The sequence below is a fragment of the Humibacter ginsengiterrae genome (genome assembly GCF_054780115.1).
In genome coordinates this window covers 119,176-140,542 of the sequence record NZ_BAAGWY010000005.1, presented here as the reverse complement: position 1 = coordinate 140,542, position 21,367 = coordinate 119,176, and the positions used below count along the sequence as shown (strand labels likewise).

The window sequence follows — 21,367 nt, the reverse complement described above, 5'->3', positions numbered from 1 at the left end:
ATGCAGTCAGTGCGCTGAGGGCTTGCGGCGACCCGCTCGGGCCGGTCCGACTGCGTCCCGCTGCGCTTCGCCGATCAGGGCGACCATCCGCTCCGCACCGTCGCGCACGCCGACGATCGCCGCCGCCGTCGCCATGCCGTGCAGGCGTTCTTCGTCGTGCAGCAGGGGAACGACGGATGCCCGCACCCATTCAGTCGTGAACCGAGCGTCGTCCACGAGGACCGCCCCGCCCGCACCGACGACGCCTGCAGCGTTGAACCGCTGCTCCCCGTTGCCGACCGGATAGGGCACGTAGACGGCGGGAATGCCCAGGGCGGAGAGCTCGCTCACGGTCGCGGCCCCGGCGCGGGAGATGGCGACCTTCGCGACGGCCAGCGCCAGATCCATGCGGTCGCAGTAGTCGACGAGATGGTAGCCGGCCACCTGCGGGTCGCGGAATTCGGCGGCGCCGCCCTGGATGTGCAGCACCTGGTACCCGGTGCCGGTGAGGTCCTTCGCGGAAGCGATCGCGGTCGCATTGACGCTACGGGCGCCGAGAGACCCGCCGGTGATCAATACGGTGGGACGGTCGTCGAGGCCGAAGTACTCCAATGCCTCTGCCCTGCGCGCCGCACGGTCCAGGTCTTCGATCTCACGGCGCAAAGGCATCCCGACGAACCGGGCGTGCGCGATCGGCGTGTTCTGAAACGCGACGCCCACCTGACGCGTGTACCGCGCACCGAGCTTGTTCGCGAGCCCGGGCTTCGCATTCGCCTCGTGCAGCACGAGAGGAACGCCTTCGCGGTGCGCTGCACTGTAGGCCGGCGCCGATGCGTATCCCCCGAAGCCGACGACGACATCCACGCCCCGCTCGGCGATCAGCCTGCGCACTCTGGCCACACTCGAGCGGAAGCGTGCTGGGAACCGCAGCGCCGCGACATCCGGCCGACGAGGGAACGGCAGCTTCGGAATCGTCACCAGCTCGTACCCGCGCTCCGGGACGAGGCGGGACTCGAGGCCCTCGGCGGTGCCGAGCACGATCACCCCCGCGTCCGGTTCGACACGGCGGAGCGCATCGGAGACGGCGAGAAGCGGATTCACGTGGCCGGCGGTTCCCCCGCCAGCCATGAGATACGTCGTCACCGCGCGCGGCTCCGAAGGCGACCGCCTAGTGCGGGCTCGGACAGCGGATTCGACGGCGTGCGCGTGAACGAGAGCACGACGCCGATACCGAACAAGGAGCTGATCAGGGCGGTACCTCCGGCGGATATCAAGGGCAAAGGCACGCCGAGCACCGGAAGCAGTCCGAGCACGACGCCGATGTTCACCAGGCCCTGCCCGACCAGCCAGATCATCACCGCGCCGGTGACGACCCTGGCGAACGGGTCGGCCGTCGCGTTCATGATACGGACGAAACAGATCGCCAGCAGCACGAACAGAAGCAGCACGACGATGGCGCCGAGCAGGCCCAGTTCCTCGCCGATGATCGAGAAGATGAAGTCGGTGCTGGCGGCGGGCAACCAGTTCCACTTCGACTCGGAGTTGCCGAGGCCGACGCCGATGAGGCTGCCGTGCGCGAGCGCGAAGTTGCTCTGCTGAATCTGCCAGCCGGTGCTCATCGGGTCGGCTGCCGAGGGGTGCAGGAAGCCGAGGATGCGCTCGAGCCGGTTCGCACGCGTCACTGCGAAGAGCAGGGCGGCTCCGACTCCGATCACCCCGGCGGTGATCAACTGCCGCAACGGGATGCCGGCGAAGAACAGTGCGCCGAGCACGATCGCCACCATGATCGACGTGGTGCCGAGATCGCCGCCGGCGAGCACGAGCCCGATGGCCACCGTCATGACGAGCACGACGGGCAGCAGCCCGTACTTCCACTGCGACAGGCGATCCTGCTTTCGTGCGATGAACATGCCCATCCACAGGATCATCGCGATCTTGATCGCCTCGGAGGGCTGGAAGACGACGGGGCCGATCTTGAGCCAGTTCTGGTTGTACCCGGTTCCGTTGTCGGAGCCGAGCGGCGTCGCGATGACGAGCAGCTGAAGCGTCGCCGCGACGATGAGCGCCGGCCAGGCGATCCGCTTCCAGAAACCGGGTGGGATGCGTGAGGCCAGCAGCATGATCGGCACCCCGATCAGCGCGTACAGGCCCTGGTTGAGGAAGCGCGCGAAGAAGCTGTCGCCGTTGGAGTGAGAGTCGACCGACGACGAGGAGAGCACCATCACGAGGCCGAAGACGACCATGAAGAGCGTCACGCCGAGCAGCAAGAAGTAGTTCGCCGACTCGCCCGCGAAAACCCGCCCGAGCGAGATACGGGCGCTGACGAGCGAACCGCGAGCCGACGATTCAGCGGCCGACGCATCCGCTGCGTTCGGAATGCGCCTCGGCGCACGCGAGGCCTGCGTGGGAGCTGTCACCGGTTCCCCCTGCCTATGAGGTCTCGCACCGCCCGCGCGAACCGGTCGCCCCGGTCCGCGAAATCGGTGAACTGGTCCAGCGACGCAGCCGCCGGTGCGAGGAGCACGGTGTCTCCGTCGCGCGCCAGACGCGCGGCGAGCCGGACCGCTTCCGGCATCACGTCATCAGTCTCTCCGGCCCCGACGGGGAGCACCCGAAGCTCTGGCGCGTGTCGGCGGAATGCGGCGAGCACGGGTTCCTGATCGAGTCCGATCACCACCGCTCCGGCGAGGCGCGCCAGGTGCCTCTGCACGAGCTCGTCGAGTTCGACGCCCTTCAGCTGCCCGCCGAGCACCCACACAATGCGATCGAACGCGCGAAGCGACGCGTCTGCCGCGTGCGGGTTCGTCGCCTTCGAGTCGTCGATCCACGCCACACCATCGTGCACGGCCACGACCTCGATACGGTGCGGGTCGAGCCGGAACGTCTTCAGCGCCTCGCGGATGACGTCGGCGGACACCCCGCAGGACCTCGCGAGTGCGCTCGCGGCAAGGATGTTCGCCACGACGTGCGGCGCGCCGAGGCTGGCCGCCCGCAGTTCGTCGAGGGTGGTCAGCTCCAGGGCGGTCGTGGCACGGTCGTCGAGGAATGCGCGGTCGCAGAGAATGCCGTCGACGATGCCGAAGTCGCTGTGCCCGGGTGTGTCGAGCCCGAAGCCGATCGCCCGTGCTCCCTCCACCACGTCGGCCTCCTCCACCATGTGCAGGGTGGCGACGTCGGCGCGGTTGTAGACGCAGGCGACCTTGGTGTTGTCGTACACCTTTGCCTTCGCGGCGCGGTACGCCTGAAGGGATCCGTGGAAGTCGAGGTGGTCTTCGGCGAGGTTGAGGCAGACGCTGGAGTACGGGAACACCTCGCCGCCCGCGTTGCGATTCATCCAGTGCAGCTGATAGCTGGAGAGCTCGACGACGAGCACGTCGAACCCCTGCGGGTCGCGGATCGCATCGAGCACGGGGACGCCGATGTTGCCGCACGGGGCCGAGCGCAGGCCCGCTGCAACGAGGAATGTCGCCGTCAGCTCGACAGTTGTCGTCTTGCCGTTGGTGCCGGTGACGCAGATCCACTCCGCCGCCGGTTCCACCTTGTCGCGCACCCGCCAGGCGAGCTCCACGTCGCTCCAGACCGCGACCCCCGCGCTCTCCGCCCAGGTGAGCACCGCGTGGTCGGGGTGGTACCTGCCCGACGAGACGACGACGACCTGGGGAGCGAAGGATGTCACGGCATCCGGCACCGAGGACAGGTCGCCCACGTGAAGCCGTACCCCGATGACGTCGAGCAGGCGTGCGCGTTCCTCGTGCGGGGCGTCCGCCACCACGAGCACGTCGGCGCCGAGTTCGGCCAGAGTGTCGGCGCTGGAGAACGCGGCAACGCCCAGACCGAGCACCGCCACCCGCAAGCCCTGCCAGTCGGAACGCCAGCTCGTCAGGCCGGCGAGCCGACCAGGCAGATCGGGAGAGGTCACGACGTCCTCGAGAGCCACTCGAGATAGAAGGAGCCGACGCCGGCGGCCACGAGCAGTCCGGCGATGATCCAGAACCGCACGACGACCGTCACCTCTGCCCACCCCTTGAGCTCGAAATGGTGGTGGATCGGACTCATGCGGAAGATGCGTTTGCCGTGCGTGACCTTGAAGTACGCCCGCTGCAGGATGACCGAGCCGGCCTCGATCACGAACAGGCCGCCGATCAGCACGAGCAGCAGCTCGGTGTGGCTGAGGATGGCGAACGCGGCGAGGGCGCCGCCGAGCGCGAGCGAGCCGGTGTCGCCGAGGAAGATCTGGGCGGGCGACGTATTCCACCACAGGAACCCGACCAGCGATCCGACAATGGCGGCGGCCACCACCGCGAGGTCGAGCGGGTCGCGCACGGTGTAGCACTTGAAGAGGTTGTCGGTGTCGATCGTGTCGCTGAAACAGGACTGGTTGAACTGCCAGAACCCGATGATGATGTACGAACCGATCGCCAGGATGGAGGCACCCGTCGCGAGGCCGTCGAGGCCGTCGGTGACGTTGACCCCGTTCGATGCGGCGGTCGTGATGAGGTTGACCCAGATCAGGTAGAGGATGATCCCGATCACGGGAATGCCGCCCAGCACCATCAGGTCGATCGGGAGGTCTCTGATGAAGGAGATCTCGGTCGAGGCCGGCGTCACGCCCTCGTTGCTCGGGAAGTTGATGGCGAGGATACCGAAGAGCGTGGCGACGATGACCTGACCGACCACCTTGGACCACCCGCCGAGGCCGAGGCTGCGCTGCTTCCGGGTCTTGAGGAAGTCGTCGATGAAGCCGACGACGCCGAGGCCCACCATCATCAGAAGGACGAGCAGCGGAGAGGCCGAGAGCCCATCGCCGCCGTTCAGCAGCACGGCGACGAAGTAGCCGACCAGCGTGGCGAGGATGATGACGATGCCGCCCATGGTCGCCGTGCCGCGCTTCGCGTGGTGCGACTGCGGACCGTCGTCGCGGATGAACTGACCCCAGTTCAGCCGGTGGAACAGCTTGACGAAGATCGGGGTGAGGAAGAGGGAGAAGGCAAGCGACAGCGCTCCAGCGGTCAACAGTGCTCTCACGAGTACAACTCCCCCAGCCTGTCCCCCAGGTGCCGGAGTCCGGCGGAGTTGGACGACTTGACAAGAACGGTGTCGCCGTTGCGGAGCAGTGACTCGAGCAACTCGTACGCCTCGTCCTGCGTCTCGACGAAGACCGATTCGCCGTCCCACGAGCCCTCGTTGATCGTCGAGATGTGCATGCGGCGTGCACCGGCGCCCACCACCACGACCTGGTCGACTCCGAGGCGCACTGCCAGAAGGCCGATGCGGTCGTGCTCTGCACCGGATGCCTCGCCCAGCTCGCTCATCTCGCCGAGCACGGCTATGGCGCGGCCCTCGGGCTCGCGCAGCTGCACCAGTGTCTTCAACGCGGCGGCCATCGAGTCCGGGCTCGCGTTATACGCATCGTTGATGATCGTCACGCCTCGCGCTCCGCCCATGACCTCCATGCGCCAGCGCTCCGCCCTGGTGACCGATTCCAGTCCGGCGACGATGTCGTCGATGCCGACGCCGAGCGCGTGCGCAGCGCTCGCGGCCGCCAGCGCGTTCGCCACGTGGTGCTCGCCGAGCACCCGGAACGCGACCTCACGGCTCGGCCCTTCGCCCTCCGCGCCGGCGGGCAGGTGCAGCGTGAACGTCGTGCCGGTGCGGCTGGATCGCACGTCCGTCGCCCGCACCCGATCCGGTGCGGCATCGCCGTCGACCCCGAACCACAGCACCTGCGCCCTGGTCAGCGGTGCCATGGCGGCCACCCTCGGGTCGTCGGCGTTGAGCACGGCGGTGTCGCCGGCATCCAAATCGGTCACCATCTCGGACTTGGCACGCTGCGTGTGCTCGATCCCGCCGAACTCACCGGCATGCGCAAGGCCGACCTTGAGCACGACTCCCACGTCGGGTTTGGCCATGCGGATGAGCCTCGCGATGTCGCCCTCACGGCTCGCGCCCATCTCGGCTACCAGGAAGCGGGTGCTCTCGCCCACCTCGAGCATGGTCAGCGGAGCCCCGACCTCGTTGTTGAAGGATGCACGGGGCGCGACCGTCTCGCCGACTCGCCCGAGGATTGCCGCCAGCAGGTTCTTCGTGGTCGTCTTGCCGTTGGAGCCGGTGATGCCCACGATGCGCAGGATGCCCGCCTCGCGTGCCCGCGCGATGCTGCTGCGTGCCAGAGCACCGAGCGCGTCTACCACGTCATCGACGACGACCTGAGGCACGTCGAGCCCGAGCTCGTGGTCGACGACGACGAGCGCCGCACCTCGTTCGACGGCCTGCGGTGCGAAGAGGTGCCCGTCGGTGAACTCACCCGGCTTGGCGAAGAAGATGCCGCCCGGCTCAACCTCGCGGGAGTCCGTGTAGGAGAGCCCTTCGACCAGGCGCGATGCGCCCTCCTCCGGGACCAGACGACCGTTGACGGCCTGGGCGATCTCCTCGATCGTCATGGCGATCACGACAGCCACCCCGCCTCGCGAAGCGCGAGCTTCGCATCCTCACGCGCTGAATAGGGCAACTGCACTCCCGCGACCTCCTGATAGTCCTCGTGCCCTGGCCCCGCATAGAAGACGATGTCTCCATCACCCGCGTGGGCGATCGCCGTGCGGATCGCGACCCGCTGATCGGCGATCTCCTCCACGTGCGCGTCGGGCACGGCATCCAGCGCCCCGCGGATCAGCGCGGCACGGATGGCGGCCGGATCTTCGAAGCGGGGGTGGAAGTCGGTGATGATCACCTCATCGGCACCGCGAGCGGCGATCGCGCCCATGTCTGCGCGCTTCGTCGTGTCGCGGTCGCCATCGGCGCCGAAGACCATGATCACGCGGCCCGGTGTCACGGTGCGCAGCGACGCGAGGATGCGCGCGAACGCGTCCGGTGTGTGCCCGTAGTCCACGAACACCACCGGGCCCTCTTCACCCGACACCCGTTCGGCGCGGCCGGGAATGTAGGCCTGGATGCCTCCATCGCGTTCCAGCACCTGGCCGATCGCCTCGAGATCGAAGCCCGACTCGACGAGCATCACGATCGCCAGAGCGGCGTTGCCTGCCATGAACGATCCGAGGATCGGGATGCTTGTGGAGACCGCGCGGCCGTCGGGCCCGGCGAGCGTGAACGCTGTGCTGTCGATGGACTCCTCGCCCAGCTCCACATGCCAGTCCGCCTCGACCCCTGGCACGGTGGCCAATGTCGTGACCGGGATGCGCGACTCGGCCGCGACACGTCGCCCCCACTCCGTGTCGACGGTGACGACGCCGCGCCGTGCCCGGTCGGGCGAGAACAGCGCGAGCTTCGCTTCGTAGTACTCCTCCATCGACGCGTAGTCGTCGAGGTGATCGTGGCTGAGGTTCGTGAATCCGGCGACGTCGAACACGATGCCGGCGACGCGATGCCTGGTGAGCGCCTGCGCGGAAACCTCGACAGCCGCCGCACGCACCTCTGCCTCCCGCATCCGCGCGAGCAGGGCGTGCAGCTCGCTCGCTTCCGGCGTGGTCAGCGAGCTTGTGACGGCGACGTCGCCGATGCGGCGCTCTGCCGTGGAGCTGAGCCCGGAACGCACACCGATCTGCTCCAGGAGCGCGGCGATCATGTAGACGACGCTCGTCTTGCCGTTGGTCCCGGTGACGGCGAACAGCGTTGCGGGGTTCTCCTCGGTGCGGTAGACCCAGGCCGCAACCTCACCGAGCAGTGCGCGCGGGTCATCCGTGACGAGTACTGGGATTCCCGAGCCGGCAGCGAGTTCGGCTCCCGCGGCATCCGTGAGCACGGCCGTGGCGCCCGCCTCGGCGGCGTCGGCCGCGAAGGATGCGCCGTGCGCGCGTTTTCCGGGAAGGCCGACGTACAGGTCGCCGGGCTCAACGGCGCCCGATGCGACGGTCACGCCGCTCACCTCGACGGAGTCGACGCGCTCCAGAGTCTCGAACCCGAAATCGGCCACCAGTTGCGACAGGGACCGGGAGACGGGGTGCTCGGGGCGCAGCATCGCGGTGCCCGTTCCGGTCACGTGGCTCACTTTCAATAGGTATCGGGGTAGTTCGCCGGCGGCGCAGTCGACGGTTGGACCCGGAACGCCTTGAGCACCTGGCTCATCATCGTCTTGAACAGCGGTCCCGCCGCCAGGGACGATGTAATCGTAGTCGGGAAGCCGATGTTCACCGAAACCAGGTACTGGGGGTTGTCGACCGGTGCGACACCCATCACGGAGACGTAGTACTTGCCCTTCAGATAGCCGCCGTTTCCGTCCGTCTCCTGCGCGGTTCCGGTCTTCGCGGCAACCAGGTAGCCCGGGATCTCGCTCGGAGGCAGCGTGGAGAGCGGCCCTCCTTTGAGCACGTTCTCGAGCATCCCGAGAATCTCCTGCGACGTCTGCGCCGACACCACCCGGGTGCCCTTGGTGGATGGCACGTCGGTCATCTTCCCGTCCGCCTGCTTGCAGCCCTCTATCAGCGACAACGGAACCTTGACACCCCCATTTGCGATCGCCTGATAGGCGCTCAGCATCTGTGCCTGAGTGGTCGAGAGGCCCTGACCGAAGGTCGTCGCGTAACGAGTCTGCGCATCCCACGTCGAAGGTTTCGTGAACTCGCCTGACACTTCTCCTGGGAAGTTCACCGCCGTCTTGTCGCCGATGCCGAACTTCTTCATGAAGTCGTAACGCTGCTGATCGGGCATGCTCGTGCCGAGTTCCGACATGCCGACGTTCGACGACTCGGTGAGAACGCCGGTGAGCGTCAGGTGCTGCACCGGGTGGAACTCGTCGTCGGCGACGAACACGCCCTTCTGCGGTGCGAGCGTGTCGGGAACGACAAGTTGCGTTGTCGGGGATGCCCTGCCTGAATCGATCAGCGCCGCAGCAGTCAGGGGTTTGAAGATCGAGCCCGGTTCGTATCGGTCCTGGAACATCATCGCGTCCCAGTCCGCCACCGGGGTGGCGTCCAGGTTGTTCGGATCGGCTGACGGGTACTGGGCGGCCACCCGGATCTTGGCGTCCTTGATGCTGACCACGCTCACCATGCCGAACTGCGCGCCGAGCTGCGGAACGACCTTCGCCAGCTCGTCCTGCGCGAACCACTGCAGGTCGGGGTCGATCGTGGTGACGAGCTCGCCGCCGTTCTTGGCAGCCTTCTGCACCTTGGTGCTGCCGGGGATGGTGACACCGTCGGCCCCAACCTGATACGTCTCCTCACCGTTGTTGCCGGCGAGACACTTGTTCTCCCCCTTTTCCAGGCCCGCCTGCGGCTTGCCGTCCCCGTTCAGGAATCCGAGGATGTTCCCCGCCACCGCACCGTTCGGGTACACGCGCACCTGATGGCTGGTCGAGTCCAGCCACGGGATCTGCAGCGCGGTCAGCTTCTGGTAGGTGGCGACATCAACACCGTGAATGATCGGCGCATACATCGACTCCTTGTTCTTCGCCAATGCCGCCTGGATCGGACCTGTGATGTCGCTCGGCTTCTGGCCGGTGATCTTGGCGATCGCGGCAGCGGCGACATCGAGCGACACCTTCTTGGTCTTGCCATCGATGGTTATGGCGCGCAGGCCCGTCGTGTACTTCGGAGTGGCTTGGAAGTCGTAGCGCGTCACGCTGCGAGCCAGAACCGTTCCGTCCTCGGTGACGATCGATCCCCTCGTGCCCTCGATCGTGGAGACGTTGCCGCGGCGCTCTGCGGCCTGCCTGTCCAGCGCGTCAGCGCGCACCACCTGCAGATCGACCAGTCGCACCACGAACACGACGACGATGACGACGACCGCGGCGATGGCGAACGCGGAACGGCGACGGTGCGACTTCACGGTCGTCATCGGGCTCCTCGAAACGGCGGCTGGAACGCGGTGCGCTGCAGCGGTGGATCAGTGGGTCGAAGGCGCCGGCAGGGCCCCTGTCCACGGTACGGGGCCACCGTCGGACTGCGCCTGATTCGCGCTCGGTGTGCCCGATCCCGCCTCGCTGCCGGTGCCGGAGGCGGTCGCGTCGCCGGACGTCTGACCAGCGGTGCTCGACGTGCCGTTCTGCGCTCCGGCGCCCTGCTTCGTCGGCTTCTTTGTGGTCTTCGGTGCGGTGACCAGCGGAAGATCCTGAGTCAGCGCGTTTCCGACGAGCTGCCCCGTGGAGCCGGCCGATGCCGATGCCGGTGCCGGCGAACCGATCACCGCGCCGTCTGAGAGGCGCAGATAGACCGGCGTGCCGTTGTTCACCATGCCGAGGGCCACGGCGTTGGCGGCGAGGTTCTGTGGCGATGACAACGTCTGCACCTTCTCGGATGCTTCCTGGTAGGCGCGCGCGAGCTGCGCTTTGCTCGCCTGCAGCGACTCGATGCGATAGGCGCCTTGCGAGACTCCGATCGACAGCAGCAGTTGCGCGACAACGACGACCATGACCGTCGTCACGGCGACAGCGGCGTAGAAGAGCTTCGGCCGCGCTCGGCGCTCCGCACGCGGCAGTGCTGCGAGGTGCGGCGTCGTGCGCTGCGCCGGCCCGCGGGTGGCCGGAATCCGCGTCGATGGAAGAGTCGCAGTCGCCTGGCTCATGAGTTCCCCCTGATACGTTCCGCCGCGCGCAGCCGCACCGGAATCGAGCGCGGGTTGCGCGCCCTCTCCGCTTCGTCGGCCAGCTCGGCGCCCCTCGTCAGCAGCTTCAGCTCCGGTCGGTGCTCGGGGAGCTCGACCGGAAGTCCCACGGGCGCGGTCGACGCGGCCCTCGCCGCCAGAGCCCGTTTCACAATGCGGTCCTCCAGGGACTGGAAGGACATGACGGCGATGCGCCCGCCGACGCGCAGAAGATCGATGGCCCGCGGGACCGCTCGCTCCAGCACGTCGAGCTCGTGGTTGACCTCGATGCGCAACGCCTGGAAGACGCGTTTGGCCGGATGCCCGGCTCTCTGCACCGCGGCAGGCGTCGCATCCTGGATCACCGCCACGAGCTGCCCCGAGCGGGTGATCGGCTCCTGACTCCTGGCCCGCACGATGGCCCGCGCGTACCGGGCGGCGAGCTTCTCCTCGCCGTAGTCGAGGAAGATGCGCCGCAACTCGTCCTCGCCGTACTCGGCGACGACGACCTGCGCGGTCAGCTCCGACGTGGAATCCATGCGCATGTCGAGCGGGGCGTCCTTGGAGTAGGAGAACCCACGCTCCACCCGGTCCAGCTGCAGAGAGGAGACGCCGAGGTCGAAGAGCACGGCGTCGACCGTGGTGTATCCGGCGGATGCCACGGCATCCGTGATTCCGTCGTAGACCGTGTGCACCGCCTTCAGCCGGTCGCCGAACGCTGCCAACCGCTGTGTCGCCAGTGCGATCGCCTCGGTGTCGCGGTCGAGCGCGATCACCGTGAGAGAGGGGAAGCGCTGCAGAAAGGCCTCGGTGTGCCCGCCCAGGCCGAGCGTCGCGTCGACGAGCACCGGCCTGTCGGCCTCGAGGGCCGGCGCGAGCAGCTCCACGCAGCGCTCGAGCATGACCGGCACGTGGATGTCGCGGGGATCGCTGTCATCGACCATGAAATGTCGGAGCCCGCTCCTGGCGCCGGATCCCCATCCACACGCCACCTGACACCGGGGAAGTGCGTCAGGGGTGCGATGTGTGGCTGGGAGTCCGGCGCCAGGCGCTAGAACAGCCCCGGGATCACCTCCTCGGCCGTCTCCGCGAACGACGCCTCGTTCGAGGTGAGGTAGGCATCCCACGCGGCGGAGTCCCAGATCTCCGCGCGGTTGCCTGCACCGATCACCGTGAGATCCCGCTGCAGCCCGGCGTACGTCCGCAGAAGCGGTGGGATCGTCACGCGGTGCTGCTTGTCGGGGATCTCGTCGCTGGCTCCCGAGAGGAACACGCGCAGATAGTCACGGGCCTGCTTGCTCGTGACCGGTGCCTGCCGGATCTTCTCGTTCAGCGACTCGAACTCGCGGCGCGGAAAGACGTAGACGCATCGCTCCTGGCCGCGGGTCATGACGAGTCCTGACTCGAACTCTTCGCGGAACTTGGCCGGGAGGATGATGCGCCCTTTCTCGTCGAGCTTCGGGGCGTAGGTGCCAAGGAACATCGGCCCTCCCCCGGTTGATCTGCGGCCGCGAGCCTGCGACGTCCTCCACTTTACTCCACATCCATCCACGAATCGCGGAAAAGTGTCGGATTCATAGCATAGGCCGCCCCAAAAGCCCGACAAACACAAGGAAAGCCCGCGGTGGAGGACCGTGGAGGAAATTGGGCAGTCAGGCCGGCGCGCGGGATGTCATCGTTCGGGGAAACGCGTTGCCGGCCGGCGACAGATAAGCCCGGAGGGAGCTATCCCTTAAACACGAATCGCGCGCCTTTCGGCGCGCGATGGTTCTTCATATGGTGGCTCGTCGGCGGACTGGAGTGCCCACGAGCCGGTGCCTCAGTGGTCTCCCTCTTGGCGCTTGTCCCAGCGCTCGTTGAGTTTGTCCATGAAACCGGGTTGCGCAGGTTTGGCGGCAGGCGTCTCCGACTGCTCGTCGGCGATCGCAGCGGCTCGCTTGGCGCGGCTGGGCGTGATCGCCACGAGCACACCGACGAGCATGAGAGCAAAGCCCAGGATGCCCACCACGATGACCTGGACGAACACCCCGGTCAACAGAACGGCGACACCCACCACGGCCAGAAGAATGCCGAGGACGACGGCGCGGTAGGTGGGACGAACTCGGGCTCCACCGACCTTCGCGACGAAGTCGGCGTCATTCTGATAGAGGCTGCGCTCCATCTCATCGAGGAGGCGCTGCTCGTGCTCCGAAAGCGGCATCCTTGTCCCCCTCAGGCTAACGAGAATGACGATGTGGTGACTTCTTATTCTAGTCTCGCTGCCGCAGCTAGGCTAGGCGCGTGCCCGAAAGCTCGCGATTGATCGATCTCATCGACGACCGTATCGGACACTTCCTTCAGACGCGCGATTCCATTTTGTTGTCCATCGCCCCGGAGATGGGGCCGCTGGCGGCGATCTCCCGGCAGTTTCTCAGTGGCGGCAAGAGATTCCGGGCCCTGTTCTGCTACTGGGGCTATCGCGCGGTGAACGACACGCGCGACGCTAGCGAACCGGAGCGGCTCGACCCCGTGATCGGCTCCGCCGCGGCCCTCGAGCTGTTTCATGCGGCCGCCCTCGTGCACGACGACATCATCGACCGGTCAGACACCCGGCGCGGCGCGCCGTCGGCGCATCGGCGGTTCGAGTCGCTGCACCGGGAGAGCGGCTGGGACGGCTCGGCCGCCGACTTCGGAGACGGCGCCGCTGTGCTGCTCGGCGACCTCCTGCTGGGCTTCAGCGACGACCTGCTCGCGGAGGCGCTCGCCGACGACGTCCCTGCCGACCGGGCGAAGGAGGTGCGCCGGGAGTTCGGGCGCATGCGGGCCGAGGTGATCGCCGGTCAGTATCTGGACATCCTCGAGGAGCGATCGTGGCGAACCGGCACCGATGACGAGCTCCTCCCGCGTGCCGAACGGGTGATCGTCTACAAGTCCGCGAAGTACAGCGTGCAGGCGCCGCTCGTCATCGGCGGCATGCTCGCCGGCGGCACGCTCGAGCAGCTGGATGCCCTGCGCGAGTTCGGCCTGCCGCTCGGCATCGCCTTCCAGTTGCGCGACGATCTCCTCGGCGTCTTCGGCGATGCACACGTGACCGGCAAGCCGAGCGGAGACGATCTGCGGGAGGGCAAGCGCACCGTGCTCGTCGCGCTGACCCGCAAGGCTCTTCCGGCATCCGCGAGGCGCGTGCTGGATGAGCTCCTCGGCGACCCCGGCCTCGGCGACGAGCAGATTCGCATGCTGCAGAGCACGATCAACTCATCGGGCGCCACCGCCGAGGTGGAGCGGATGATCCTGGGGAACGTCGATCGCGCAAGGCGCGCCCTCGACGGCGCACCGCTGGCGGACGTCGCGGTGGGTCAGCTGCGGGACCTCATCGAGTCGGTCAGCGATCGCGTCGCGTGACGGACGGGCCCTGGGATGTCTCAGGCACGTTCTAACCCAGCGCCTGGGCGATGCGTCGCACCTCCGCCTTGCGCCCGGCGCGCAAGGCATCGATGGGAGCGACGCCTAGGCTGTCCTCCGGCTGCAGCAACCACGACATGGCATCGCTGTCGCTGAAGCCGGCGTCAGCGAGCACGATCAGGGTGCCTCGTAGCTCGCTCAGCGGCTCGTCGCCTGCGATGAAGTCCGATGGCACCTTCAGTACACCGTCGACGCGAGTCGCCAGCAGATGCTTGTCTTCGAGCAACCGGTGGACGCGCCCGACACCTACGCCGAGAACATCGACGAGCTCGGGCACGGTCAGCCAGGTGCGCTCTGCTTCCGTTCGGGTTTCCTGAGTCTGCGCGGATGCGGAACTGGGTTTCGCCACTGAACAAGGGTGTCATGAACCGAGCATTTTGTGCAGGCCCTGTGAGCCCTATTCGTTACCGTGTTCTACCCGGATGCTTCAGCATGTCGTCCGTAGACTCGTCGAGTGACCGCGAGTCAGCCCGATCCGATGCTCGGCCGTCTCATCGACGGCCGGTATCAGGTGCGCTCGCGGATCGCGCGCGGCGGCATGGCGACCGTCTATCTGGCCACCGATCTGCGCCTCGAGCGCCGCGTGGCGATCAAGGTGATGCACGGGCATCTCGCTGACGATGCTCAGTTCAAGAACCGCTTCGTACAGGAGGCGCGCTCGGCGGCGCGGCTCGCACATCCGAACGTGGTGAGCGTGTTCGACCAGGGTCAGGACGCCGACATGGCGTACCTGGTGATGGAGTACCTCCCCGGCATCACGCTGCGGGATCTGCTGCGCGACTACGGCAGGCTCACGCCCGAGCAGACCATCGACATCACGGATGCCGTGCTCTCCGGTCTCGCCGCCGCACACCGGGCGGGCATCGTGCACCGCGACCTCAAGCCGGAGAACGTGCTGCTCGCCGACGACGGACGCATCAAGATCGGCGACTTCGGACTGGCTCGGGCGGTCACCAACAGCACAGGCACCGGCCAGGCGCTGCTCGGCACCATCGCCTACCTCTCCCCCGAACTCGTCACCAGGGGCGTCGCCGACGCGCGCAGCGACATCTACGCGCTCGGCATCATGATGTTCGAGATGCTCACCGGTGAACAGCCGTTCAAAGGCGAGCAGCCGATGCAGGTCGCGTACCAGCACGCGAACGACGCGGTTCCGCGACCGAGCCGGCTGAATCCCGAGGTGCCGCCACAGCTGGACGAGCTCGTGCTCTGGGCGACGGCGAAGGATCCGGCGGCACGTCCCGCGGACGCCGGCGTGATGCTCGAGCGCCTTCTGCAGGTCGAACGAGAACTCCACACTCCCGGTTCGGATACCGGCCCCCAGCCGACGCTGGTGCTCGCGGGCGGCGCCTTCGAGGCATCCGACTCCGACACACAGCTCATCGGGCCGGCTGCACAGGTGCGGCCGGAGGCGTCGGCCACGGATGCCGTGGCCGCCCTCGCGAAGACCGCGCACGGCCGGCAGTCCCGAGGCTGGTGGCTGCTCGCGCTGGTGCTCGTGCTCGCGGCGCTCGCAGGTGGCACAGGCTGGTATTTCGGCGGCGGTCCCGGTTCGCAGGTGACGGTTCCCACGGTGAACGGGATGAGCCTCGATGCAGCCAAGACGGCACTGACGAAGGCCGGCTTCAAGATCGCGACCGACGACGTGTACTCCTCGGCGGTATCCGCCGGTTCGGTCGTGTCATCCACACCAGGACAGGGAACGAAGGCCACCAACGGCTCCACCGTGAAGCTGCACGTCTCCAAGGGCAGGCAGCCGGTCACCATTCCGGTGCTGGCCGGACTCAGCAAGGCACAGGCTCAGAAAGCGATCACCGACGCGGGAGCCCTACTCGGGACTGTAGACGAGCAGTTCAACGGCGATGTCCCCAAGGGCGTGGTCATTTCTGCAGCACAGGCCGAGGGAGACAAGGCCGATCTGTCGAAGGGCGGGGGCTACTTCAAGGGTCTGAAGGTGAACCTGGTCGTCTCACTCGGCGCGGTGCCCGACGTGACGGGCAAGAGCTTCTCCGACGCCCAAGCGGCGCTGACCGCGGTCGGCCTGACCTCAGCTACGGGAAAGAACGAGTACAGCAACGACGTTCCCTCCGGCGATGTTATCTCCCAGGCCCCGCAGAACGCGGGACCGGTGCGCAAGGGTGACACGATCGTGCTGGACATCTCCAAAGGTCCGCAGCTCTTCCCTGTTCCGAACGTGGTCGGAATGTCGAGGGATCAGGCGAAGAAAGCGCTCACGGACGCGGGGTTCGTTCCCGAGTACTCGTCGTTCTGGGATGCAGTGCCGGACGGCCTCACGAAGGTGCAGTCGCAGTCGCCGGACTCCTCGACGCAGCAGCCCAAGGGCACGAAGGTCAATCTCGGAATCGTCGCCGGAGGCTGAACGGCCCGAAGCGGCTGGCCGAGCTTCAGCGTGCGCCGAGCTCCTCAGCGACCAGGAAGGCCAGCTCGAGCGACTGCATGTGGTTCAGCCGCGGGTCGCACAGCGACTCGTAGCGGGTCGCGAGCGTCGCCTCGTCGATGTGCTCTGAGCCGCCGAGGCACTCCGTCACGTCGTCGCCGGTAAGCTCCACGTGGATGCCGCCCGGCACCGTGCCGGCGTCGCGGTGCGCGTCGAAGAATCCCTTGACCTCGTCGACCACGTCGTCGAATCGACGCGTCTTGTAGCCGGATGGCGTCGTCAGTCCGTTGCCGTGCATCGGGTCGCTCACCCACAACGGGGTGGCGCCATGCCGCTTGATCGCGTCGAGCAGCGGCGGGAGGGCATCCCGGATCTTTCCGGCGCCCATGCGCGTGATGAACGTGAGCCGGCCCGGTTCGCGCGTTGGGTCGAGCTTGTCGATCAACCGGAACATGTCGTCGGCCGAGGTCGACGGGCCGAGCTTCACGCCGATCGGGTTGCGCACCCGGCTCAGGAAGTCCACGTGCGCGCCATCGATCTGCCGCGTGCGCTCACCGATCCAGACGAAATGCGCCGAGGTGTTGTACGGCGTGCCGGTGCGCGAGTCGATGCGCGTCATGGGCCGCTCGTAGTCCATCAGAAGTGCCTCGTGGCTGGAATAGAACTCGACGCGCTTGATCTCGTCGAAGTCCGCGCCGGCGGCCTCCATGAACTTGATCGCCCTGTCGATCTCACGGGCCAGACCCTCGTAGCGCTGGTTGGCCGGGTTCGCAGCGAAGCCTCGGTTCCAGCTGTGCACCTGACGGAGGTCGGCGAAGCCGCCCTGGGTGAACGCCCGGATCAGGTTCAGCGTGGATGCCGCCGTGTGGTACCCCTGCACGAGACGACGGGGGTCGGCGGTACGCGACTCGGCGGTGAAGTCGTAGCCGTTGACCATGTCGCCCCGGTAGGCGGGAAGCGTGACGTCTCCGCGGGTCTCGGTGTCGCTCGAGCGCGGCTTGGCGAACTGGCCGGCCATGCGGCCCATCTTGATGACCGGCACTGAGGCGCCGTAAGTGAGCACAACGGCCATCTGAAGCACCGTCATGACCCGGGCTCGGATCTGATCGGCGGTGGCCCCTGAGAAGGTCTCGGCGCAGTCGCCGCCCTGCAGCAGAAAGGCGCGACCTTCCGCGGCCGCCGCGATGCGGGTGCGCAGATGGTCGACCTCGCCGGCGAAGACGAGCGGGGGCAACGTCGCAAGCTCCTCGGATGCCACGCGCGCGGCATCCGCACTCGGCCAGGTGGGTTGCTGCTTGGCTTCGAGGGTGCGCCAGTGGTCGAGGCCCGCGAGAACGGATTCGTCGGCAGGGATGGCAGGGGCGGTGTGGTCGAGCAGCACGGTGAGCAAGCCTAGCGGGCGAGACTGGGCCGGCGCTCTTTCACCGTCGAGGCGTAGACATCCACGTATTCCTGCTGGCCGAGGCCGTGCAGCGAGTAGACGATCTCGTCGGTGATCGACCGGAGAATGAAGCGGTCGCCCTCGAGACCCTCGAAGCGCGAGAAGTCGAGCGGGTCTCCGAAGACGACGCCGATCCGGCGGATGCGTGGCAGCTTGGACCCGATCGGCATGACCGCCTGCGTTCCGATCATCACGACCGGCACGACCGGCACGTGCCCCTCGAGGATCATGCGCGCCACTCCGGTGCGGCCCCGATAGAGGCGCCCGTCCGGGCTGCGGGTGCCCTCCGGGTAGATGCCGAGGATCTCGCCCCTGGCCAGTACCCCGAGCCCGGTGTTGAGGGATGCCTCGGACGCGGGTCCGCCCCCGCGGTCGATGGGCAGCTGCCCGGTCGCCTTCATGAACGTCTTCGTGAGCCAGCCCATCACGCCACGCCTGGTGAAGTAGTCGATCTTGGCCAGGAACGAGACGTGCCTGCCGACGACGAGGGGGAGGAAGAGCGAGTCGATGAACGACAGATGGTTGCTGGCGAGGATGACGGCGCCGTTCTTCGGCACCTTCTCGAGCCCGATGACCCACGGCCGGAAGATCGCGCGAAGCGCGGGGCCCGCGACGATGTACTTCAACAGCCAGTAGAACACTTCTCGCGCAACCCTTTCGTAGCGTGCAGATGAAGCTTAACGGCTGGTGAGGTTACCGCTCAGCGGCTCACGGCATGCAGACGAGCGAGGTCTGCCGCACCGACCACGCCCGCGTCGTTGACGAGCTCGGCGATGCGGAACTCCGGCTCCGGGTGGTAGCCGCGCGCGGGGAGGTTCTCCAGGTAGGCGCTGCGAATCGGTTCCAGAAGCCGGTCGCCGGCCTGCGCCACTCCCCCGCCGAAGACGAACATCTGCGGGTCGAGAACGGCGGCGAGGCTGGCGCTGGCCTGGCCGAGCCAGTCGCCGAGCTGGCGCAGTGCCGCCAGCGCTCCGGGGTCGTCCTGCTGGATGAGGTCGCCGATGTCGGATCCGGACAGTCTTCCGTTCCTGGTGCGCACGTCGGCGAGGGCCTGGCCGATGCCACCCTGATCGGCGAGCTCGTTGGCGTACCGCTGCAGGGCTCGGCCGGATCCGTACTGCTCGATGCATCCCCGCGCGCCGCAGCCGCAGAGCAGACCGCCGGGCACGACTCGCATGTGGCCGACCTCGGCGCCGGCGCCGAAGCCGCCGCGGAAGAGCCGGTCCTCGCTGACGATCGCACCCCCGACACCGGTCCCGATGGTGAGGATGACCATGTCGCTGACGAGACGCCCGGCACCGAACCGGAACTCGGCCCACCCGGCGGCGTTCGCGTCGTTCTCGATGACGACCGGGACATCCACACGCGCCTCGATCTTCTGGCGCAACGGCTCGTTCCGCCAGGCGATGTTGGGTGCGTAGTAGACCGTGGAGCGTGCGGCGTCGACGAAGCCCGCCGCTGCGACCCCGGCTCCCACGGGATCGGCGTCCGCAGAGAGCCGATCGATCATCTCGACCACCGCGTCTTCGATGCCCCTGGTGTCTTTCGGCGTCGGCACACGGTCTTCACGGATGATCACACCGAGTTCGTCGACGAGGGCGCCGGCGATCTTCGTGCCTCCGATGTCGATTCCGATCGCGTGCACGCTGCGTCTCGCCTTTCGTCGGAGGGTTCGGGCCGTCCGGGCCGGCAGCCGATAAAGCATAGAGTGTAGTGGTTGTATCGGTGCCGAAGGAGCTACCCGTGAACCATGCCGAAACGCCCGCAGCAGTGCCCGCCGATCCGCACGCGAACGCTGCGGACTTGTTGGTCGCCCGTGTCGCGGAGACGCCCGACAAGGTGCTCTTCGGCAAGCCGGCGGGCGACGGATGGCAGGACGTCACGGCGGCGCAGTTCGAGGCGGAGGTGGTCGCACTCGCCAAGGGCCTGGTCGCCGCAGGCGTGCAGCCCATGGAGAAGATCGGCATCATGTGCCGCACCCGGTACGAGTGGACGCTGATCGACTTCGCCACCTGGTACGCCGGTGCGGTGCTCGTGCCCATCTACGACACCAGCTCGCCCGCCCAGGTGCAGTGGAACCTCAGCGACTCCGAGGCCAGCGGCCTGTTCCTCGAGACCGCCGACCACTTCGCGCGGTTCGACGAGGTCGCGGCCGACCTTCCGCAGATCCGCAACGTGTGGCAGGTCGAGCTCGGAGACCTCGCGAAGCTGGTCGCGGCCGGCAAAGACGTGCCCGACGAGGAGATAACCCGGCGCCGTCGGCTGGCGAACGAGGACGACCTCGCCACCATCATCTACACCTCCGGCTCCATGGGCCGCCCGAAGGGGTGCGTCATCACGCACTCGAACTTCGTCGAGCTGTCACGCAACTCCGCGGTCGCGCTCGGCGAGCTCGTCGACGACCCGCGCGGGGCATCCACTCTGCTGTTCATCCCGCTCGCGCACGTGTTCGCCCGGTTCATCTCGGTGCTGTGCGTGCACGGCGGTGTGCGCGTCGGACACCAGCCCGACACCCGCAGCCTCCTGCCCTCGCTCGGCACCTTCAAACCCAGCTTCCTGCTGGCCGTTCCGCGGGTGTTCGAGAAGGTCTACAACTCGGCCGAGCAGAACGCCGAGTCGAGCGGCAAGGGCGGCATCTTCCGCAAGGCGGCGCAGGTCGCCGTCGAGTACTCGAAGGCGCAGGAGGCCGGCCGATCCATTCCGCTCGGCTTGCGCCTGCAATTCGCGCTCTACAACCGGCTGGTGTTCGCCAGGCTGCGGGCTGCGATGGGCGGCAACGTTCGCTACGCGGTGTCGGGCTCCGCGCCGCTCGGCGCCCGCCTCGGCCACTTCTTCCACAGCATGGGCATCAAGGTGCTCGAGGGCTACGGACTGACGGAGACCACTGCGCCGGCGACCGTGAACCTTCCTCAACGCTCCAAGATCGGCACGGTGGGCGTTCCACTGCCCGGCGTCGCGATCCGCATCGCCGACGACGGCGAGATCCTCGTCAAGGGCGTGGATGTCTTCAAGGAGTACTGGAAGAACCCGCAGCAGACGGCCGACGCGTTCGAGGACGGCTGGTTCAAGACCGGTGACCTCGGGAGTCTGGACGACGACGGCTTCCTCACCATCACGGGACGCAAGAAGGAGATCATCGTCACCGCAGGCGGCAAGAACGTCGCACCCGCAGTGCTCGAGGACCCGATCCGCGCGAATCCCCTGGTGGGTCAGGTCGTCGTGGTCGGCGACCAGAAGCCGTTCATCGGTTGCCTGATCACACTGGACACCGAGATGCTCCCGGTGTGGTTGCCCAACAACGGCGAGGACGCCGCGATGCCGCTCGAGGTAGCCGCGAAGCATCCGGCCGTGCTGGCCGAACTGCAGAAGGCGGTCGACGCTGCGAACGCCCAGGTCTCGCGCGCCGAGTCGATCCGCAAGTTCGTGGTGCTGCCGACGGAGTTCACGGAGCAGAGCGGGCACCTCACGCCCAAACTCAGCATCAAGCGCAACGAGATCCTGAAGGACTTCGCCGGCGAGATCGAGTCGCTCTACGCCAACTCCCCGTCGACGGAGGGCTTCAGCCTGCGCTGAAA

General features: G+C 67.4%; 18 protein-coding genes. 3 read left to right on the top strand and 15 right to left on the bottom strand.

Translation table 11 applies throughout. From position 1 onward, the window contains the following. Positions 1 to 6: 6 nt before the first annotated feature. From ACYVII_RS08380 to ACYVII_RS08330, 11 genes are all read right to left on the bottom strand, one after another. Positions 7 to 1,122, bottom strand: a complete 1,116-nt coding sequence (locus ACYVII_RS08380) for a UDP-N-acetylglucosamine--N-acetylmuramyl-(pentapeptide) pyrophosphoryl-undecaprenol N-acetylglucosamine transferase (RefSeq protein WP_460533835.1) — start codon at positions 1,120 to 1,122, stop codon at positions 7 to 9. Next, positions 1,119 to 2,396, bottom strand: a complete 1,278-nt coding sequence (gene ftsW / locus ACYVII_RS08375; RefSeq protein ID WP_460533833.1) for a peptidoglycan glycosyltransferase FtsW — start codon at positions 2,394 to 2,396, stop codon at positions 1,119 to 1,121. Before ftsW ends, ACYVII_RS08380 begins: the two co-directional genes overlap by 4 nt. Beyond that, positions 2,393 to 3,898 (bottom strand): Mur ligase family protein, encoded by a 1,506-nt coding sequence (murD, locus tag ACYVII_RS08370; RefSeq protein WP_460533831.1) that lies wholly within the window; start codon positions 3,896 to 3,898, stop codon positions 2,393 to 2,395. The genes ftsW and murD overlap by 4 nt, the downstream gene beginning before the upstream one ends. Beyond that, the gene (gene mraY, locus ACYVII_RS08365) at positions 3,895 to 5,004 is read right to left on the bottom strand and encodes a phospho-N-acetylmuramoyl-pentapeptide-transferase (protein ID WP_460533829.1); all 1,110 of its coding nucleotides are present in this window, start codon (positions 5,002 to 5,004) and stop codon (positions 3,895 to 3,897) included. The genes murD and mraY overlap by 4 nt, the downstream gene beginning before the upstream one ends. Beyond that, complete coding sequence (locus ACYVII_RS08360; protein WP_460534050.1) at positions 5,001 to 6,428, bottom strand: UDP-N-acetylmuramoyl-tripeptide--D-alanyl-D-alanine ligase; 1,428 nt, start codon at positions 6,426 to 6,428, stop codon at positions 5,001 to 5,003. The genes mraY and ACYVII_RS08360 overlap by 4 nt, the downstream gene beginning before the upstream one ends. Further along, positions 6,425 to 7,951 carry a UDP-N-acetylmuramoyl-L-alanyl-D-glutamate--2,6-diaminopimelate ligase gene (locus ACYVII_RS08355; protein WP_460534048.1) on the bottom strand — a complete coding sequence of 509 codons (1,527 nt, stop codon included), beginning with the start codon at positions 7,949 to 7,951 and terminating at the stop codon, positions 6,425 to 6,427. Before ACYVII_RS08355 ends, ACYVII_RS08360 begins: the two co-directional genes overlap by 4 nt. A 32-nt stretch (positions 7,952 to 7,983) precedes the next feature. Then, positions 7,984 to 9,768: a peptidoglycan D,D-transpeptidase FtsI family protein gene (locus tag ACYVII_RS08350; protein WP_460533827.1), complete on the bottom strand. Its 1,785-nt coding sequence runs from the start codon at positions 9,766 to 9,768 to the stop codon at positions 7,984 to 7,986. Between the two features lie 48 nt (positions 9,769 to 9,816). Continuing rightward, positions 9,817 to 10,494, bottom strand: a complete 678-nt coding sequence (locus tag ACYVII_RS08345; RefSeq protein ID WP_460533825.1) for a hypothetical protein — start codon at positions 10,492 to 10,494, stop codon at positions 9,817 to 9,819. Continuing rightward, positions 10,491 to 11,456: a 16S rRNA (cytosine(1402)-N(4))-methyltransferase gene (gene rsmH / locus ACYVII_RS08340; RefSeq protein ID WP_460533823.1), complete on the bottom strand. Its 966-nt coding sequence runs from the start codon at positions 11,454 to 11,456 to the stop codon at positions 10,491 to 10,493. Before rsmH ends, ACYVII_RS08345 begins: the two co-directional genes overlap by 4 nt. Before the next feature lie 107 nt (positions 11,457 to 11,563). Further along, the gene (gene mraZ, locus ACYVII_RS08335) at positions 11,564 to 11,995 is read right to left on the bottom strand and encodes a division/cell wall cluster transcriptional repressor MraZ (RefSeq protein WP_460533821.1); all 432 of its coding nucleotides are present in this window, start codon (positions 11,993 to 11,995) and stop codon (positions 11,564 to 11,566) included. 336 nt (positions 11,996 to 12,331) lie between these two features. Then, positions 12,332 to 12,712 (bottom strand): DUF3040 domain-containing protein, encoded by a 381-nt coding sequence (locus ACYVII_RS08330; RefSeq protein ID WP_460533819.1) that lies wholly within the window; start codon positions 12,710 to 12,712, stop codon positions 12,332 to 12,334. Positions 12,713 to 12,792: 80 nt separating this feature from the next. Here ACYVII_RS08330 and ACYVII_RS08325 point away from each other — a divergent pair, with 80 nt between their 5' ends. Continuing rightward, positions 12,793 to 13,893, top strand: a complete 1,101-nt coding sequence (locus tag ACYVII_RS08325) for a polyprenyl synthetase family protein (RefSeq protein ID WP_460533817.1) — start codon at positions 12,793 to 12,795, stop codon at positions 13,891 to 13,893. A 31-nt stretch (positions 13,894 to 13,924) separates the two neighbouring features. On the opposite strand, the gene ACYVII_RS08320 is transcribed toward ACYVII_RS08325, so the two are convergent. Beyond that, positions 13,925 to 14,302, bottom strand: a complete 378-nt coding sequence (locus ACYVII_RS08320) for an Rv2175c family DNA-binding protein (protein ID WP_460533815.1) — start codon at positions 14,300 to 14,302, stop codon at positions 13,925 to 13,927. Positions 14,303 to 14,407: 105 nt separating this feature from the next. Here ACYVII_RS08320 and pknB point away from each other — a divergent pair, with 105 nt between their 5' ends. Then, the gene (gene pknB / locus ACYVII_RS08315) at positions 14,408 to 16,333 is read left to right on the top strand and encodes a Stk1 family PASTA domain-containing Ser/Thr kinase (protein WP_460533813.1); all 1,926 of its coding nucleotides are present in this window, start codon (positions 14,408 to 14,410) and stop codon (positions 16,331 to 16,333) included. 25 nt (positions 16,334 to 16,358) lie between these two features. Here pknB and ACYVII_RS08310 read toward each other — a convergent pair whose 3' ends face one another. From ACYVII_RS08310 to ACYVII_RS08300, 3 genes are read right to left on the bottom strand one after another with little or no spacing between them, the layout of a single operon-like run. Then, positions 16,359 to 17,729, bottom strand: coding sequence for a class II 3-deoxy-7-phosphoheptulonate synthase (locus ACYVII_RS08310; RefSeq protein ID WP_460534046.1), 1,371 nt, complete (start codon positions 17,727 to 17,729; stop codon positions 16,359 to 16,361). Between the two features lie 14 nt (positions 17,730 to 17,743). Then, positions 17,744 to 18,433 carry a lysophospholipid acyltransferase family protein gene (locus tag ACYVII_RS08305; protein ID WP_460533811.1) on the bottom strand — a complete coding sequence of 230 codons (690 nt, stop codon included), beginning with the start codon at positions 18,431 to 18,433 and terminating at the stop codon, positions 17,744 to 17,746. Between the two features lie 59 nt (positions 18,434 to 18,492). After that, a complete protein-coding gene (locus ACYVII_RS08300) occupies positions 18,493 to 19,437 on the bottom strand; it encodes an ROK family glucokinase (RefSeq protein WP_460533809.1) in 945 nt (314 codons plus the stop codon). Between the two features lie 98 nt (positions 19,438 to 19,535). On the opposite strand from ACYVII_RS08300, the gene ACYVII_RS08295 reads away from it, so the two are divergent. Then, entirely contained in the window at positions 19,536 to 21,365 is a 1,830-nt protein-coding gene (locus tag ACYVII_RS08295; protein WP_460533807.1) for an AMP-dependent synthetase/ligase, read from the top strand. Positions 21,366 to 21,367 lie beyond the last annotated feature (2 nt).